This window comes from Heyndrickxia ginsengihumi (assembly GCF_011008565.1).
Lineage (GTDB): Bacteria > Bacillota > Bacilli > Bacillales > Bacillaceae_C > Weizmannia > Weizmannia ginsengihumi.
The window spans coordinates 37,426-54,505 of record NZ_JAAIWK010000004.1 but is presented as its reverse complement, the minus strand read 5'-3'; the positions used below and the strand labels follow the sequence as shown (position 1 = coordinate 54,505).

16 protein-coding genes are annotated in these 17,080 nt (G+C 36.1%); 4 read left to right on the top strand and 12 right to left on the bottom strand.

The features are described from left to right. Positions 1-113 precede the first annotated feature (113 nt). Positions 114-2,114 (bottom strand): penicillin-binding transpeptidase domain-containing protein, encoded by a 2,001-nt coding sequence (locus tag G4D61_RS04125; protein WP_035353290.1) that lies wholly within the window; start codon positions 2,112-2,114, stop codon positions 114-116. A 159-nt stretch (positions 2,115-2,273) separates the two neighbouring features. Here G4D61_RS04125 and G4D61_RS04120 point away from each other — a divergent pair, with 159 nt between their 5' ends. Together G4D61_RS04120 and G4D61_RS04115 are read left to right on the top strand one after the other, a co-directional pair. Then, complete coding sequence (locus tag G4D61_RS04120; RefSeq protein ID WP_163173286.1) at positions 2,274-3,758, top strand: methyl-accepting chemotaxis protein; 1,485 nt, start codon at positions 2,274-2,276, stop codon at positions 3,756-3,758. Positions 3,759-4,120: 362 nt separating this feature from the next. Next, positions 4,121-5,161 carry a C40 family peptidase gene (locus G4D61_RS04115; RefSeq protein ID WP_163173284.1) on the top strand — a complete coding sequence of 347 codons (1,041 nt, stop codon included), beginning with the start codon at positions 4,121-4,123 and terminating at the stop codon, positions 5,159-5,161. Between the two features lie 325 nt (positions 5,162-5,486). Here the strand turns inward: G4D61_RS04115 and G4D61_RS04110 are convergent, their stop codons facing one another. The 3 genes from G4D61_RS04110 to nagA are packed head-to-tail and all read right to left on the bottom strand — an operon-like array spanning position 5,487 to position 8,064. Then, positions 5,487-6,197, bottom strand: a complete 711-nt coding sequence (locus tag G4D61_RS04110; protein WP_035353288.1) for a GntR family transcriptional regulator — start codon at positions 6,195-6,197, stop codon at positions 5,487-5,489. A 7-nt stretch (positions 6,198-6,204) separates the two neighbouring features. After that, on the bottom strand, positions 6,205-6,915 hold the full coding sequence (gene nagB, locus G4D61_RS04105) for a glucosamine-6-phosphate deaminase (protein WP_035353285.1): 711 nt from the start codon (positions 6,913-6,915) through the stop codon (positions 6,205-6,207). 3 nt (positions 6,916-6,918) lie between these two features. Next, on the bottom strand, positions 6,919-8,064 hold the full coding sequence (gene nagA, locus G4D61_RS04100) for an N-acetylglucosamine-6-phosphate deacetylase (protein ID WP_035353283.1): 1,146 nt from the start codon (positions 8,062-8,064) through the stop codon (positions 6,919-6,921). Positions 8,065-8,226: 162 nt separating this feature from the next. Here nagA and G4D61_RS04095 point away from each other — a divergent pair, with 162 nt between their 5' ends. Next, positions 8,227-9,729, top strand: coding sequence for an MDR family MFS transporter (locus G4D61_RS04095; RefSeq protein ID WP_163173282.1), 1,503 nt, complete (start codon positions 8,227-8,229; stop codon positions 9,727-9,729). Between the two features lie 200 nt (positions 9,730-9,929). On the opposite strand, the gene G4D61_RS04090 is transcribed toward G4D61_RS04095, so the two are convergent. The 5 genes from G4D61_RS04090 to G4D61_RS04070 form a co-directional block, all read right to left on the bottom strand. Further along, positions 9,930-11,138: an MFS transporter gene (locus tag G4D61_RS04090; protein ID WP_035353272.1), complete on the bottom strand. Its 1,209-nt coding sequence runs from the start codon at positions 11,136-11,138 to the stop codon at positions 9,930-9,932. Between the two features lie 10 nt (positions 11,139-11,148). Continuing rightward, positions 11,149-11,577 carry a MarR family winged helix-turn-helix transcriptional regulator gene (locus G4D61_RS04085; RefSeq protein WP_025730464.1) on the bottom strand — a complete coding sequence of 143 codons (429 nt, stop codon included), beginning with the start codon at positions 11,575-11,577 and terminating at the stop codon, positions 11,149-11,151. Positions 11,578-11,766: 189 nt separating this feature from the next. Continuing rightward, positions 11,767-12,714, bottom strand: coding sequence for a mannose-6-phosphate isomerase, class I (gene manA, locus G4D61_RS04080; RefSeq protein WP_025730462.1), 948 nt, complete (start codon positions 12,712-12,714; stop codon positions 11,767-11,769). Between the two features lie 53 nt (positions 12,715-12,767). After that, the gene (gloA2, locus tag G4D61_RS04075) at positions 12,768-13,157 is read right to left on the bottom strand and encodes an SMU1112c/YaeR family gloxylase I-like metalloprotein (protein ID WP_025730460.1); all 390 of its coding nucleotides are present in this window, start codon (positions 13,155-13,157) and stop codon (positions 12,768-12,770) included. Between the two features lie 8 nt (positions 13,158-13,165). Next, the gene (locus G4D61_RS04070) at positions 13,166-14,032 is read right to left on the bottom strand and encodes a CvfB family protein (protein ID WP_163173280.1); all 867 of its coding nucleotides are present in this window, start codon (positions 14,030-14,032) and stop codon (positions 13,166-13,168) included. A 148-nt stretch (positions 14,033-14,180) separates the two neighbouring features. Between G4D61_RS04070 and G4D61_RS18075 the strand changes: the two genes are divergently transcribed. Continuing rightward, a complete protein-coding gene (locus G4D61_RS18075) occupies positions 14,181-14,309 on the top strand; it encodes a DUF6254 family protein (RefSeq protein ID WP_231473095.1) in 129 nt (42 codons plus the stop codon). 108 nt (positions 14,310-14,417) lie between these two features. Here the strand turns inward: G4D61_RS18075 and G4D61_RS04065 are convergent, their stop codons facing one another. From G4D61_RS04065 to G4D61_RS04055, 3 genes are all read right to left on the bottom strand, one after another. Beyond that, a complete protein-coding gene (locus tag G4D61_RS04065; protein ID WP_025730456.1) occupies positions 14,418-14,603 on the bottom strand; it encodes a cold-shock protein in 186 nt (61 codons plus the stop codon). A 423-nt stretch (positions 14,604-15,026) separates the two neighbouring features. Further along, entirely contained in the window at positions 15,027-16,016 is a 990-nt protein-coding gene (locus G4D61_RS04060) for a LacI family DNA-binding transcriptional regulator (protein ID WP_163173278.1), read from the bottom strand. A 17-nt stretch (positions 16,017-16,033) separates the two neighbouring features. Next, complete coding sequence (locus G4D61_RS04055) at positions 16,034-17,074, bottom strand: aldose epimerase family protein (protein WP_035353266.1); 1,041 nt, start codon at positions 17,072-17,074, stop codon at positions 16,034-16,036. Positions 17,075-17,080 lie beyond the last annotated feature (6 nt).

Genomic DNA, 17,080 nt, shown 5'->3' with positions numbered 1-17,080 from the left:
TCTTGTTTTTTTTCTTTACCAATTCTAAATATATCTTTGTAAAAAGTACATAATATATAAAAAAAGAGATGGATTACTCCATCCCTTATCTTTCTCCAAAAGATATTAAATTATTATCGAAAAACATTGGTTACTTTTTGGACAACAAGTCCACTACCGCCATGATTTTTTACGTCTTCAATCAGCATTGAAATTAACACATTTTTCTTATTCGCATCATAAGCGACAAACAATCCATTTTCTTTGCCATTCTTGTCTTTTTTACTTGTTTTTAATTCTGCTGTTCCTGTTTTACCAGCTAATTTGGCATTAGAAATATTGGCTGCATGTCCGGTTCCTTCTGGATCAGCTACTACTTGGCGGAGCATTTTTGCCACCGTATTTGCAGTCTGACTGCTGATCACACTTTTTTTCCAAGTTTCCGTTTTTTCATTTTTAAGTAAATGTGGCTTTATCATATTTCCGTCGTTAATAAAAGGCGTATAAGCAACAGCTAAATGCAAAATATTTAATTGCATTTGTCCTTGGCCATAACCGCTGTCTGCTAATTGAATATCATTACTAAATTTACCATTGGAAGAAATTTGTGAATCCTTTAATGGATAATCGAAAGGTATATTCTCTCCAACACCAAAACTTTGTAATCCCTTTGCAAATTTATTAGCGCCGATATCAAGTGCTGTTTGTGCAAAGAAAATATTATCAGATAGGATAAGCGCCTTTTCCATGTTTTCAGGACTATTATTTACATGGACACGCGTAATTTTATAGTTACCCCAGTCGCTGTTTTTACTCCAAGCAGTTCCTTTAATTGTCTTTGTAGCTGTTGTTGTCGTTGTTCCTGTATTTAAAGCGATAGCCCCTGTAATTGGCTTAATCGTTGATCCTGGTGCATATGTTAAAGCAAACCGATTAAGAAGCGGCTGTTTTTTATTGTCAGCTAATTTTTTATAAGCACTATTAGACATGCCTAAAACAAATTCATTTGGATCAAAGGATGGAGCACTCACTAAAGCTAGTACATCACCTGTTTTTGGATTAATTGCTGACGCAGTACCAGCATTGCCTTTTATTTGGTTGAAAATTTTCTTTTGCAGCGCTGCATCTATCGTTGTATGAATGTCTTTACCGTTCTTCACAGTTTTTTCAGCGACAACTGATGTACTTCCATCTGGTTTTTGAATACTAATTTTTGCTCCGACTTCTCCACGCAACTGTTCATCATAAAGCTGTTCCAATCCGCGTTTACCTATGACACTGTTTGCCGTGTAGCCTTTATTTTTTAATTTTTTCAATTCATCTGCCGTAATATTTCCAATATAGCCAGTTAAATGCGCAGCCGCTTCTCCATATGGATACTCTCTTACTTCTGTTGTTTGTAAGCTGACACCCTTCATGGCCGTAAGCTTATTAAGCAGTTCTTTTTCGGTTTGCGGCACTTCCTTAATAGGAACAAATACATTCTCCGTGACCCATGACTGCCCAAGTTTTTGATTAATTTCTTTTACAGAAATACCGAGTAATTTGGCAACCTTTTCTTTTGTTTTTTTAGAAATTTCCCCTGGAATGACACCAACTTGATACGCTTTCGCATTAATAGCAAGTCCTTTTCCATTGCGGTCAAAAATTTCTCCCCGCTCAGGATTTTGTTCACTCAACTGGATTTTATCGTCTTGCGTTAAGTTCGGTAAAATATAACTTGGATCCCAATTTAAATACCAGTTTGTTTTCTTATCTCTTTTTTCCTTCACAAGTTCAGCAGTCTTTTTATATGAAACTTTGCCTGCAACCGTTTCAAAAGTAATATTCACCGGAATCTTTACTTTATCTTTGTTTTTAAAAGCGTCTTTTTTTACGGAATCAAAAGTAATATGTAATTTCGTGACATTGAGATCTTCATATACTTTTTTATATCGTGATGCAAAATCCTTTGTCTTATATTCATTCTTCGATTCTGTAGAAAGATATTGATTATACATTTTTGTAAAGTCTTGTTTATTCCAAAGCTTAGTGTAATCAGACAATCTTTCATTCGGTGTTGGCACTTTTTGACACCCTGCTAATGCTGTTAGAACAAGCAGAAGCAACGTCCCAAGTATCATACTTTTTTTCAATACAATACCTCCTATTTAACTAGTATTAATAAGTTCTCTTCTCCTCAAAAAAGCCCTTTCATAATTTATACATTTTTAGTAGAAAAATATCGAGAAAAAGAGATATTTATCTAATTTTATGATACATTTATGTTACATCATCATTCAAGGGGGGTTCCTATGAATAGCATCGAACAAATAAAAATTGAGAACACACGAAAAAAAACCTTTCTATTATTTATCACTTTACTAATTGCACTAGTAGCTGCTAGTATTGAGACTTTATTTACTAAAACAATTGGTGCCTCTATTTTGTTTATAATTGAAGCGATTTTAATCATTATACTATATTTTGCATTAGTGAGAGGTCTAAAAAGGTTTAACAGCTACTCGTACATAACGGTCATTATGGCTCACGTTGTCTGTCTGCTTGACATTTCATTTATTGATAACAGTTTTTCGACGATCTTTTTAATATTCTTTTTACTTATTTATTCTGCAATGCAATTTGAAAACGCATTATTTATCATCGGCGCATGTTTTGGCATTGTCGAGCTGTTAATCAGTTTTTTTGCAAAATCTGTTGACCACGGATTAATTGATACTTATTTTACAACGATTATATCTGTATACCTTTTGTCAACATTTTTATTGTATGCGCTTATTTATTTACATAAATCAATGAGCAGCTCCTTCCTTTCTTCATTAACAGAAACGAAAGAACAAGTCGAAAAACGGGCTCAACATTACCAATCAGAAATGTCCAATATTATTGACAATGTCACACAAGCAAATGAAAATATCCAAACAAATTTGCAATCTCATGATGAGATTAAAACAGCTATTAATGAAATTTCAAAGGGAAGCTTAACCCAAAGTGAACAAATTTCCAATATTGCCGGTCAAGCTACTAATACTTTACATTCTATGGAAATTTTGAATACAATTTCTAATGAATTAACGAATGAGGCTGAAGAAGCTACAGATATTGCGAAATCAGGGGAACAGTTTGTCGATAAATTAACACTGGAAATTAGCGATGTTATTGATACGATTATGGAATTGAATAATACATTCGAAATACTCACGAAAAAAATTACAGAAACAAACAGTTTCACAGATAGCATTAGAGAGATTACAGAACAAACAAATTTATTAGCATTGAATGCATCTATTGAAGCAGCTAGAGCAGGCGAAGCTGGGCGAGGATTTTCTATTGTTGCTGATGAAATTCGTCGGCTCGCAGAAACAACTCATCAAACGACAGAAAAGATCAATGAAAATTTAACTGATTTAAATGAAAGTAATGCAAAAGCACATGAAAAAATGCAATTAAGCAGTACACAAATTTTAACAACTGCTGAATCGAGTCAAAATGTTACTACTTATTTTAGAAAATTATCAAAAACATTAGTCAATCAAGTTGAGAAGTTCAAAGAGTTTAAATCTCTTTCTAGTAAAGTAACAAATCAAGCACATGAAGTTGAAGGAGCTTCTAATGAGCTGGCGGCTATTATTGAGGAAACATCTGCAAGCCTAGAAGAAATGTCTGCCACCATTGAAACTATGACATCAGATCATGAAACGATTGCGCAATATTTGGCACAAACGACCAATGAGGCCCATCAATTTAGGGAACTAATTAAAAAAGAAAATATGAGTTAAATACTACTAAACGAACTGGTTCATTCGTATGTAATCTCTTTTATCATACGAATGAACCAGTTTTTTGCAATAATTGCAAATTATAAAGCGATTAAATTGAAATTAGACTAGACCTTCGTTCTATTTTATTGATTATCCTATCTAATATTTCCAGAAATTTCGATTTTTAATACAAAAATGTTACAGACATTTTTTTGCGATTTCTTGATATGATAGACCTCTTATCTTATTTTCCATCAAATTTCTAGTTATATTACATTCTTATTACATTCCAAAAAATGATACCTTTTTACAAAAATTTTGTTAGAATGATATTAAATAATTCTTAAAAAAATACATACTAACAATGGAGGTTACATAGGTTGAATAGAAAATCAAAGACAATCGTATCTGTTGCTGCAACGACATTATTAGCGACAACTTTCACAAGTCAAGCATTTGCTCAATCATACACAGTAAAAAAAGGAGATTCCCTTTGGAAAATCTCACAACAATACAATACATCTGTTAGTTCACTTAAATCTTTAAACAAGCTTAAGTCTGACACGATTTATCCAAATCAAGTATTAACAGTATCTAAATCAAGTGGTAAAGTTTCTGCAAGCTCAACATCTTCTTCATCTACGAAGACGTACACAGTAAAATCTGGAGATACGCTTAGTGCTATTGCCGCAAAATACAGCACAACAGTTTCAAAGATTATGAGTTTAAATAATTTATCTTCCACTCTTATTCATCCTGGAGATGTATTAAAAGTTTCAGGCGCTGTTGTTTCAACATCGACTAAGAGCTCAAGCTCATCTAGTTCCACTTCTACATCCACTTATACTGTAAAAGCTGGAGATACTTTATGGGGAATCAGCAGCCATTACAACGTATCTGTTTCAACGATTAAATCACTAAACAACTTGAAATCTGATACGATCTACGTAGGACAAAAATTAAAACTTACAGGAACAGTAAGTGCTTCAAGCACAAATAAAACAGTTGTAAAAAGCGATACAACTGCAACTACAAAAACGACTACTCAATCTTCTACTAAATCAGCATCGAAAGTGATTAGTTTAGCAGAAAGCTTAGTTAATACTCCATATAAATTTGGCGGATCTTCTCCATCTGGTTTTGACTGCAGCGGTTTTATTTACTACGTGTTTAATAACGCTGGTTATGATATTGCACGCTTATCTGCATCTGGTTATTACAGCCGTTCTTATTATGTTTCAAGTCCGCAGCCAGGAGATCTAGTATTCTTTGACAATACATATAAACAAGGTGTTTCACATGTAGGAATTTACCTTGACAACGGGGAATTTATTTCAGCGGCTTCTGATAAAGTTGAAATTGCTTCCCTTGATAATTCGTACTGGAAATCACATTTCGACAGCTATAAACGTTTCTATTAATATATTGATTCAACTACTAAAAGAGGGTGCACAACGCACCCTCTTTTTAATCCCTATTAAAAGGAATATTCATTGGTTCGGAGAAACATCCGCTCTACTCTTACGGGAAAGGCAAGACTGACGAGACCCTGCAAGTGGCTCGGCACTTGCCCGCGGAAAGCGAGCGATAAACTTCGGAGAACCACATCTATTTAGCATAAAGTTTACATAAGCCGATGTTTATTTTTTCTATCATGAATTTGAAGAATTTGGAAAACTTTAACATGTCAAGCTTGACCATAGGCTAAAACAATAGAGGGTGCGTTGTGCACCCTCTATTGTTATTTTATATATAAAACTTAAATCTACTTCCTGCGTATTGTGAATGAACATATTCAAAAGGAACTCCGCTAGCTAGCGTTGTGACCCTTTCAATTGAAAGAACTGGAGATCCATTATTTATCTTTAATAATTGTGCCACACGTTCATCGGCAGCAACTGCTTCAATTGATTGCGTTCCATTTCCTAATTTCAGTCCCTTTTTTCTTTCAAGAAACTGATAAAATGATTGATTTAATTCTTCCTTTGTTATATCTTTTGAAATTTCCCATGGAGTTACGATCTTTTCAAGAGCAATCGGAATATCATCCCCATAACGAATTCTTTCGATTAATAACACGAGTGCATCTTCCGATAATTTCAGCGCTTTTATCTCTGTTCCTTCTGCTTTCCGTTGCTGGAAGGCAATGATTTCACTCGAAGGCTTCATCCCTCTATCTTCCATTAACTTCGTAAAACTTGTTCGTCCTTCCAAAGGCTGCTCCACTTTTTGACTGCTAATAAAAGTGCCACTTCCTCTTTTTCTTGTTAATAGCCCTTCATCAACTAGCCCTTGCACTGCCTGACGAATCGTCATTCGACTTACAGAAAATTGTTCTGATAATATTCTTTCAGATGGAATGGCATCGCCAACTTCCCACTCTCCACTTTCAACCATTTTTCTAATATATTCTTGAATTTGAAAATAAATCGGGATGGGTGATTCCTTATCAATCATTCTATATTCATCCCTTTATCTTTGATGCCGCTAGTGTATCTGTAATGACAATGACATTCTCATGTGTTTGTAAAACAGTTGCTGGACATTGCTCATCAACATGGCCATTGATCATTTGCTGAACAGCTTCTGCTTTCTCTTCTCCAAATGCCAGCAATACGATTTTTTTTGCCGACATAATTGAATGAATACCCATGGAAATGGCATGTGTAGGTACATCCTCTTCTCTCTTAAAAAAACGACGGTTTGCTTCTCTTGTTGAGGAAGTCAGTTCAACAATATGGGTTCTCGATTGAAAAGACGTACCAGGCTCATTAAAACCAATATGACCATTTTTACCAATTCCCAACACTTGAAGATCAACTGGATGCTCCGCTAAAATGTTTTCATAGCGATCACATTCTCCTTGTAAATTTGCAGCCATACCATTTGGTAAATACGATTGTTTAAAATGTAGATGGGAAAAAAGTTCTTTCTCCATGTAATAATGGTAGCTATGCTCATTTTCAGGAGCCAAGCCGACGTACTCATCTAAGTTTACAGTCGTAATCTCTGAAACGTCTATATTAGATTTTCTCATACATTCATAAAGTTTATCAGGTGTTCCTCCTGTTGCAAGACCTAGTGTACGAACTTCACCATTTTTAATACCTGCTTCAATTAATTCAAATGCAAATGCTGATGCTTGTTCCTTTGTAGAAAAAGTATACATTTCCATCTTCTATTCCTCCCTTACATGACGTTTTCCAAGATGATATGTGTCAACTACCTGCAATGCTTCGTCAAGGATAACAAAATCGGCATCTTTTCCCGTTGTTAACTCACCTTTTGTCGCTAAACCAAATTCTCGCGCTTGATTCACTGATGTCATTTGCACAGCATCTTCAATGGAACATCCTGTGAATGCAATAATATTGCGAAAAGCTTCATCCATTGTTAAAATACTTCCAGCTAGTGCTCCATTTTCGAGTCTCGCTTCACCGTTACGAACGAATACCTTTTGACCACCAAGCTCTGATTCACCGTCTGAAAGTCCTTTAGCACGCATCGCATCGGTAATTACAGTTAATTTTTCCGGACCTTTCATTTCGTAAGTCAGTTTCACCATATCAGGATGAACATGTAGTCCATCTGCAATCATTTCTACTTGAATTTGAGGTGATAGCAACGCATGTCCTGCAACGCCAGGCTCACGGTGATGAAGTCCGCGCATGCCATTGTACATATGTGTCGCATGGGTCGTTTTACTATGAAGTAATTCCGCGCGAACCGCATCAGAATGCCCCATTGAAGGAACAATCCCATGGTTGATTAAAAGTTCTTCAAATTCACGGGCATGTTCATTTTCAGGAGCGTAAGTCACTAACTTTATCAATTCCCCTGAGGCCTCATACCATTTCATAAATTGCTGTATATCTGGTGCTTGGATATATTGTAATGGTTGTGCACCAGCACGGAGTTTTGAAATAAATGGCCCCTCTAAATGAATGCCTTCTATAATTGTTTTCCCTGTTTCCTTCGCTGCCTTGACAGCCTGCAACGCTCTCTCAATAGCATCGTAGCTTTGTGTCATCGTCGTTGGAAAGAAAGACGTAACGCCTTCATTTAAAAGTTTCTCGCTTAATTCCACTAACGTATCAGCATTTGCATCCATCGTATCAATATCGTATCCACCATGAATGTGAATATCAATCATACCTGGAATCACCTTTTTACCATTTCCATCTATCGCTTCATCATTCGCCTGCAACTGCAATTCATCCATGCTTCCAATATCAATAATGTGCTTTGAAAAGCGTATATACCCATTCAACACTTTCCCTTTACCTGTATAAATGTCCACATTCATTAACACTTTTTGTGTCATGTTTTTCACCTCTTAAGGTTTATATATATAGTTGTCTATACCAATTATAGACCGTTCTGTTTTATAAAGTCAACTCCCTGTTTACTAGGCGGCTTGCTATGTTTCTCGAAAAAGATAGTATATACTAGATGTTGGCTTAATTAATAAACGGAGGATTAATGTATGAAAGAAACAAATGTAAAAGTCGTGACAATCGCCTTGTTTGTTGCAACTTTTTTAACGGCAATTGAAGGAACGATTGTTAGTACTGCAATGCCGCGAATTGTCAGTGATTTAAAAGGAATCGAAATAATGAACTGGGTGTTCACCATCTATTTATTAACATCCGCAGTGACAGTTCCGATTTTCGGGAAATTATCTGATATATTTGGCCGCAAAAATATTTTTATGATCGGTATTATTACTTTTCTTATTGGCTCTACTTTATGCGGAATTTCTCGCTCAATGGATATGTTAATTATTTGCAGGGCAATCCAAGGAATTGGAGCTGGGTCAATCATGCCTGTAACAAATACTATCATTGCCGATATTTATCCGCACCATAAACGAGCAAAAATGTTAGGATTTATGGCAGCTGCTTGGGGGATTGCCGGCGTTCTTGGCCCACTGATCGGCGGATTTTTTGTCGATCAATTATCTTGGCATTGGATTTTCTTCATCAATGTCCCTTTTGGTCTTGTCGCTACCATTATGGTCATTATTTCCTTAAAGGAACATATGGAAAAACGAAAGAAAAAGATCGATATTTGGGGGGCCATTACTTTTTCAATCGCAATGCTTTCCTTTCTTTATGCTTTACAAAAAGGAGGCGATACGAATACTTGGTCATCTCCGCTAATTATTGGGCTTTTTATTTTGACGATCATCATGACTGGAATTTTCTTATTTATTGAATCCCGGCATGAAGAACCGATGATTCCTCTACAACTGTTTAGCATTCGTGCAATCGCTCTTTCGAATCTAATCGGGTTTTTAGCAAGTGCCATTCTGATTGGAATTAACGTTTATATTCCAATGTGGACACAAGGGCTGCTCGGTCATGGTGCAACTGTTTCTGGACTTATGTTAGCACCGATGCCAGTTGGATGGACAATCGGATCATTTCTCGGTGGAAAAATTCAATTGAATAAAGGAACACGCTTCGCCTTCATCGTTGGGTTAATATTGATTTTAATAAGTGAATGTTGGTTATCGACATTTACGATTGATACGATGGAGTGGTGTTTCTACATTTTTTCTGCTATTAGTGGATTAGGATTCGGAATTGCGATGACCATTTCCTTAGTTTGTGTTCAATCTGCTGTAGATTCGTCACATCGGGGAGCTGCAACAGCCTCCAATACATTTTTCCGTAATTTAGGGCAATCTGTTGGCTCTGCTTTATTTGGAACATATTTTAATGCAACCATTTCAAATTCATTAATGAAAAAAGAGAATCCGCAGCACCTGACAAGAAATGCCTTGAACGCTCTTATTAATCCAGAGAATGCCCATACTTTCTCAACCTCTGCGCGTAACTTATTGCGAAGTGTACTCGTATCAGGCATTCATCATATTTTTATTACAATGGCAACAGTCGCACTTATCGGTTTACTCCTATCATTCGCTATCCCACAACTAAAAAAAGAAAAAACATATAAAAAAACAAAAGTGGAGGCACCTTGATTAGCCCCGACAAGCAAATGTTCTTTCGGCAAGAAAGTCGCTCTTTGACTTAATTGACGAAAGGTTATTTGACCTCGAGGGGCTAGGTGTCGAAACCGGATGATAACAAAAGTGGAGACACCTTGATTATCACTTACACATATTTTCATCATTTAATCATAAAAGCCGAGAAGCTATAAATTGCTTGTCGGCTTTTTAGATTATTCTGTTGCTTTTTGTACAGCGGCGCTCTTTTTTTCAGCAGCTGCTTTTTTACCGTATATGACATAATAAATTCCTATACAAGCAAGAATCCAAATAGACATCGCTACATATAATTCTCGGAAGCCAATCAATGCAATGACTGTTCCGATCACATATGGGCCGACCCCATTTGCTAAATCAAGAAAAATAAAATAAGTTGATGTCGCTAACGCTTTTCGATGGGACGGCGCTTGATTAATAGCGATTGCCTGAAAGCTTGATTGTACTGTTCCATATCCAATCCCAATTAACGCACCTGCTACTAGAAAAATAATGCTGTTATGTGCTTGACTTAAGAAGAAAAAGCCAATTGCCAAACAAATAATAAGCGGATAAGTCACAAAATTAGCTCCACGTTCATCAAACCATCTTCCTGTAAAAGGGCGTGTTGCTAGTAGCGCAACTGCATACACGATGAAGAAGAAACTTGAAACTTCTACTAGATTGATATGTTTTGCATACGTAGATAAAAATGAAAGAAGACTAGAATAGGCAAGTGTTACAGCTAAAACTGCGACAGAAATTGGAATTGCTTTCGGTTCGAAAAAATCTCTAACTTTAAAACTCGCAATTTCTTTTATTTGTTGCTCTGAAAGTTCTACTTTTGGTACTTTTAAAAATAACGTCGCAATAAAACCGACTACTGAAAAAATACTGCCAACAAGGAAGATTGTTTTAAATCCAGTATACTGACTTAAAATCATTCCTAAAAACGGGCCAATAGCCATCGCTAAATTCATGCTCATCGCAAAATAGCCAGTACCTTCACCGCGGCGCTCATCCGGAATAAGATCTGCGACAACAGCCCCTGCAGTAGTGGAAATCACGCCAAATGCCGCACCATGAATAAAGCGAATGATCATTAGAAACATTAAGCTATTTGCTTCAAAGTGTAGCAACGTAATGACTAAAAAGACAATTAACGAAACAATTAACACCCGCTTGCGGCCAATACGATCTAAATATTTTCCTATCACAATCCGTGCTAATAATGTCGCAATGACAAAAATCCCTACTGCCAGCCCAGCTACACTTTGGCTAGCATGATATTGCTCTGTTACAAATAAGGAAATGGTCGCCATTAACAAATAAAACGTAACAAAACTAAAAAAGTTTGTGGAAGAAATAATAATAAAATCTTTCGTCCAAAGTTTTGGCTTACTCATATACAGCATCTCACTCCTTCATATTGTTTAAATTATTCATTACTTTAGAAAGAAACTGTTGAGCATTCGCAATTTCTTCTTCAGGTATTCCATCTAACACTTTTTCGTCCATCCATCTCATATGGTCACGCCATTCTTCATAATGTTCTCTTGCATAAGGTGTTAAATCAATACATCTTTCACGTCTATCCGCTGTATCAATTTGATGAACTAACCCACTTTCCTCAAGGCGCTTCACCGTCCTCGTGATCGTCGGTTTTTCCACAAACAAATAATTACTGATCCCAACGAGTGTTGATGGACCATGTTCTTTCAAGTAAAAAAGAATTGACCATTGTGAATAAAAAAGATTTAAAGGAGATAATATTTCATTTCTCTTTTTCTGAATCGATCTAGCAACTTGTGAAAATAAATGAAAAAATGGATCAAAATTTGACATGATGTTAAACTCCTGTTTTCCAAAAAAGTTATCAAGGTAACTATTTCTTTATTATTATAAAGGATTTTTTCGTAATGAGCAATCTATTTCTGAATACGAAATAAATTATCCACCAATAAACGTTTTTATTGTGTTGCATATAAAAAAGTTTGTGAAAAAAATCCGTTGCGGCAACAACGGATTTTTTTCTTATGGATGTGAGACGATTGCAGTCAGTTTTCCCTCAATCAAGAATTTACTTTCATCAGCAGTCAAAATAAAATGCATTCCTTTTTCTAGTGGGAATGATTGCCCATCTACAGTTAACATCCCTTCCCCACTAATAATGCTGACTAATTGAAATGGCTGATCTTGTATCAACTGAGCACTGCCATCTACTTCCCATTTATAAACAGTAAAGTATTTTTCTTTTACAAACGTTGTAATATTCACACCTTGTTGCTTGTCTACATCAAGCTGAACTTCAGCATCTTGATGTGGGACAGTAGAAACATCAATTGCTTTATCTAAATGTAACTCACGTTTGTTTCCTTTATCATCTGTCCGATCATAATCGTATACACGATAAGTTGTATCTGAGCTTTGTTGTGTTTCTAGCACTAGTGTCCCTTCACACAATGCATGAATCGTACCGCTCGGAACATAGAAGAAGTCTCCTGGCTTTATTGAAACTTTACGTAACAAATCATTCCATTTACCTTCACGAATGAGTGCAATTAGCTCATCTTTTGACTGTGCATGATGCCCATAAATAAGTTCTGCACCTTCCTTACAGTCAATAATATACCAGCATTCCGTTTTCCCTAACTCGCCATTTTCGTATGTATTTGCATATTCGTCATTCGGATGCACTTGCACAGATAAATCAGAATTAGCATCTAAAATTTTCGTTAATAATGGAAAGACTTTTGTTGGATAATGGCCAAACAATTGTGGCTGTTCCTGCCATAATTGCTGTAACGTTTTACCTGCAAAAGCTCCATTTTTCACAACTGAAGGACCATTTGGATGTGCAGAAATTGCCCAGCACTCCCCAGTATGATCTGATGGGATCTCATATCCAAATTGATCTCTTAAAGCAGTACCTCCCCAAATTCTCTCTTGAAAAACTGGTTCTAGAAATAAAGGCATATTAATTCCTCTCCTTTTTAGGGGTCTGACCCCTTTATTATATCACAGAAATAAAGGGGTCAGGCACCTTCATAAATTTCGATTGGAAGTTGATCAGGATCTGTAAAGAAAGTGAATTTTTTATTCGTCGTTGGATCGATGCGCACATCTTCAACCTCAATTCCTGCAGCCTGAATTTCCGATACGGTGTCATCAATTGAGTCGACTTCGAACGCTAAATGTCTAAGACCAGCAGCTTCTGGAAAGGAAGGTCGAGATGGAGGGGAAGGAAAAGAAAATAATTCAATTTGATATTCATCTCCTACCGCTAAATCTAATTTATAAGATCTTCTTTCCTCACGATAAATCTCTCTAATGGGCCGAAGTCCTAAAATATTTACATAAAAATGCTTCGACTTTTCATAATTCGTGCATATAATAGCAATATGATGAACGCGTTTCAGATGAATTGCCATGATTATTTTTCTCCCTGATGTTTACGAAATGTCCAACCTTCTTCTTGGTAGATGACATCTTCTTTAATCAATTTTCCAAGTGCACGTTTAAAAGCAGCTTTACTGATATCAAAGCGTTCTTTAATATCTTCAGGTGTACTTTTATCCCAGAAAGGCATTTTCCCACCACGACTGTCCATATATGCTAAAATAGCTTCGGCATCACGATCTATTTCTTCATGGGCTCTTCCTAATAAAGAAACATAGACAATCCCATTCTCTTTAACATCGATCACTCGTCCTTCTACCTTTTGGCCGAGGCGCGGCTCTTGTCTTCGTTGAGATTCATGAATAAACCCAATATATCCTTCATCTGTCATGATAAAAGTCCCTACTTTTAACAAGCGGTAAGCGTGTCCTTGAATATTTTGATTAAACATTGTTCTTGTTGCTGATGTTGATATTTCCTTCATAACATTTTCAGTTGCAAGTTTACCAAACAAGCGGCCATTTTTTCCAATTTTTAGTGTAATGTATAATCGATCTCCATTTATCGGCCATAATGAGTGTATCGCTGGAAGATCATCCAATGAGACTAACACATCTTTAGAAATCCCAATTGTTACAAATACGCCAAGCTTTTCTTTCACTTCGACAACTTCTGCCCAACCGTATTTTCCAATTTGAATCTCAGGAATAGTCATCGTTGCCGTTAATCTCCCTTGATGATCTTGAAATAAAAATACCGTTTGCGGTTTCTCAGCATCAAAGTCATCTGTCATATCTTGATGATGCAATAATACTTCATCTGTTCCGTCCGTTAAAAAATACCCAAATGGGGCTTCTCTTATCACGTCTAAAGTTGCTACTGTACCAGCCTGTAATGCCATCGTCATTCCTTCTTTCTTTCAATCAATTTTCTAATATTAGGTAATTATAACATTCTTATAGAGATATAAAAGGATGATTTTAATTTTACCGAGTAATGGAGATATTAAAGATGTATGAAGAAAAAATTTTTAAAAAGGGGTGAGTGAAATGACGAAGTCCAAACATGAAAAAGAAAGAGAGTGGGAAGTTAGAAAAGAAACACAGCATCCTCACGGAAAAGTAAAATCACTAGAAGAAATTGCTGATGAAATTTTCAAAGAATTCGATAAAAAATAATGATCGAAAAGAAACTATAATATAATAATAAAAATAAAAAAAGCTAATCGTCTCAGGGAGATGGTTAGCTCTTTTAGAACATAAATGAAAGGAATGACTTGCAAAGTATTATCCGCCAATAAGTGGCAATACTCTAACCTCTTTCTTCATTTCAGAATGACACAACGGGCATTCTGGATGTTCACCAAATGAAAAATTTTCACGCATAAAACCGTTACAATCATCACTCGTACAAGCCCATACAGTCGTCTCTACTTCAGGAACTGGTTCCTTTTGATTATTAAAATATGCCATTCATAAACGACTCCCTTCTCTTTATAGTATAACACAAATCACTAGAAAAAAGTCTTTTTACAATAATTAACGGTAAGAGGACAGCTTTCCATACCTTTTACTTTATGCTAATTGCCTCCAAAACATACAAAAAAAAAACGAACTTAACAAATAATAACTGACTCATGATTGAAGGAAATCAGTCACTGTTTGTTTAGTTCGAACATCATGTTGTTAAGCTGCTAGTGGAACTCCAAGATGCCCACTTTCCCTCAGGCGTCTCGCATCCTTCCGCTCTAACCAGCATGATTAAAGGTAAGCATCTTGTAAAAACTAAAATAGTTAGAACGAGGGTGCGAAATGAAACTATTTATGTTAATAAAAAAGAGTCGTTGGTTCCCGCTCCAAAGTTTTCCGCTAATCTTTTTGAAAACGGCCCTTTTGTTAAAAACTGCTATTTCTTTTAATAAACTTCGTTGCAATCGATACTTTCTTAGCGATTGTTCTACCTTCAATACGTTCCAGTAATAGGTCTACAGCTGTTTCTCCCATAAGATCTGTATACACTTTCACAGTACTTAATGCTGGAAATACATATTTTGCAACGCTGATATCATCAATACCGATAATGTTGACACGCTCAGGTACAGCAATTTTATTTTCTAATAATGCACGCAGACAGCCAACCGCAATTGCATCACTCGCAGCAAAAAAAGCTGTCGGCAATTGTTGCTGGTGGTCCCGTATCGCTTGATTCATTAAAGTGTATCCATCCTGTGCTGTAAACTTTCCAATATAAATCAGTGATTCATCTAATAATCCTTTTTCAGTCATGTATTGTTTAAAAGTCGTTTCTCTTGAATCTTCAATTTCAGCTGTTTGATCTTTAAACGTTTCATGACCGCCAATAAATCCAATCCGTTTATGCTGATGGTCGATGAAGTAGTCTATAATATTTTTCGTTACTTTTTTTAGATCGACGACAACCGCATCAAATTGATCATCATTCGGTGACGAATCAACAAAGACGATATGTGTTGAGAGTTGCCTCAACATTTCTTCCTGCTTCAAACTAAACTTTCCAACAGCAATAATCCCCTGGATATCTTCTTTATGAAAATCATCAATTTGATCAAGATAATAGGTTATAACCCGAATATTTTTTTGCTGACAGCGCTCCATAATTCCTAAACGGATCGACATATAATATAAATCATCGAGTTCTTCTCTCTCGGTATACCAATATATAAGCGCAATATTCTTTGTTTCGGACTTCCTTACATTTCTTTTTTTATAAGAAAGCTCTTCAGCCACTTCAAAAATTTTTTTCTTCGTTTCATCTGTTACAGACAAAGTCTCATCGTAGTTCAACACTCGGGAAACTGTCGAGATTGAAACGCCTGCTTTTTCTGCAATATCTTTAATGGTTGCCATGCAATCACTCCAACATCTTATACACGAAATGCATATTTCGTTCTTGCTGTATACTCTTCTCCAGGATTTAACACAACTGAGGGAAATTCAGGATGATGGATCGCATCTGGAACCCCTTGTGTTTCAAGACAGACGCCGAGATATTTTTTCGATCTTCTTCCTCGAATTGAAAAGTCATCTGTTAAAGAATTACTTGTATATAATACAACTGCTGGCTGATCTGTTTCCACTTCTAATATACGACCGCTTTCTTGATCTTGCAGTATGATAGGATTTTTATCCCCCTTTAAAAGAAACGGATGATCATAACCATTTCCAACTAGCACATTTTGCGGATGGCGGGATTCAATCCCGTCACGGATCTTTCGTCCATGACGAAAATCAAATACCGTACCATCAACATTCAGTTTTTTACCTGTCGGCAGCAATTCCTTATCTAATTCTAAAAACTGATCACTGTCCAGCTGGAGCGTGTGCTCTTTTACATCGCGTTTCAAATTGCCGCTTAAATTAAAATACGAATGATTGGTTACGTTCACAATTGTCTTTTTGTCTGTCTTCCCCCGATAAGTAATTAATAGTTCTTGATTATTTGTCAGCAAATACGTCACTTGTATTTCGAGATTTCCCGGATAACCTTCTTCACCATCAGCACTGCTATATGAAAATTCCGCACCTACAGCATCTTCTCGCTCGATTGTAGACGCATTCCATATGACATGATGAAATCCGTGATCTCCACCATGGAGCTGGTTTCCGTTCTCATTTTTTGATAACTTATATACTTTTCCATTTAATTCAAACTCTGCATCTTTAATTCTCCCGGCAACACGACCAACGACGGCCCCGAAATAAGGGGAGTACTTTATATAATCTTCAATATGATCAAAACCAAGGACGATATTTTCGAATTTTCCATCTTTGTCAGGTACAATTAACTCACTAATGACACAACCATAATTTAAACAAGTCATCTTTATGCCGTGATCGTTTTTCAATTGGAAAGCTATTACTGGCTTGTTTTTAACATATCCGAATAAACGTTTAGTGATTTCCATCATTAC

What these genes read in the sequence shown, in the direction of transcription:
- G4D61_RS04120 (WP_163173286.1), top strand. Translation starts at nt 2,274, where the DNA reads ATGAATAGCATCGAACAAATAAAAATTGAGAACACACGAAAAAAAACC.
- G4D61_RS04110 (WP_035353288.1), bottom strand. Translation starts at nt 6,197, where the DNA reads ATGATTGATAAGGAATCACCCATCCCGATTTATTTTCAAATTCAAGAA.
- nagB (WP_035353285.1), bottom strand. Translation starts at nt 6,915, where the DNA reads ATGGAAATGTATACTTTTTCTACAAAGGAACAAGCATCAGCATTTGCA.
- nagA (WP_035353283.1), bottom strand. Translation starts at nt 8,064, where the DNA reads ATGACACAAAAAGTGTTAATGAATGTGGACATTTATACAGGTAAAGGG.
- G4D61_RS04095 (WP_163173282.1), top strand. Translation starts at nt 8,227, where the DNA reads ATGAAAGAAACAAATGTAAAAGTCGTGACAATCGCCTTGTTTGTTGCA.
- G4D61_RS04090 (WP_035353272.1), bottom strand. Translation starts at nt 11,138, where the DNA reads ATGAGTAAGCCAAAACTTTGGACGAAAGATTTTATTATTATTTCTTCC.
- G4D61_RS04085 (WP_025730464.1), bottom strand. Translation starts at nt 11,577, where the DNA reads ATGTCAAATTTTGATCCATTTTTTCATTTATTTTCACAAGTTGCTAGA.
- G4D61_RS04070 (WP_163173280.1), bottom strand. Translation starts at nt 14,032, where the DNA reads ATGGCATTACAGGCTGGTACAGTAGCAACTTTAGACGTGATAAGAGAA.
- G4D61_RS18075 (WP_231473095.1), top strand. Translation starts at nt 14,181, where the DNA reads ATGACGAAGTCCAAACATGAAAAAGAAAGAGAGTGGGAAGTTAGAAAA.
- G4D61_RS04065 (WP_025730456.1), bottom strand. Translation starts at nt 14,603, where the DNA reads ATGGCATATTTTAATAATCAAAAGGAACCAGTTCCTGAAGTAGAGACG.
- G4D61_RS04060 (WP_163173278.1), bottom strand. Translation starts at nt 16,016, where the DNA reads ATGGCAACCATTAAAGATATTGCAGAAAAAGCAGGCGTTTCAATCTCG.
- G4D61_RS04055 (WP_035353266.1), bottom strand. Translation starts at nt 17,074, where the DNA reads ATGGAAATCACTAAACGTTTATTCGGATATGTTAAAAACAAGCCAGTA.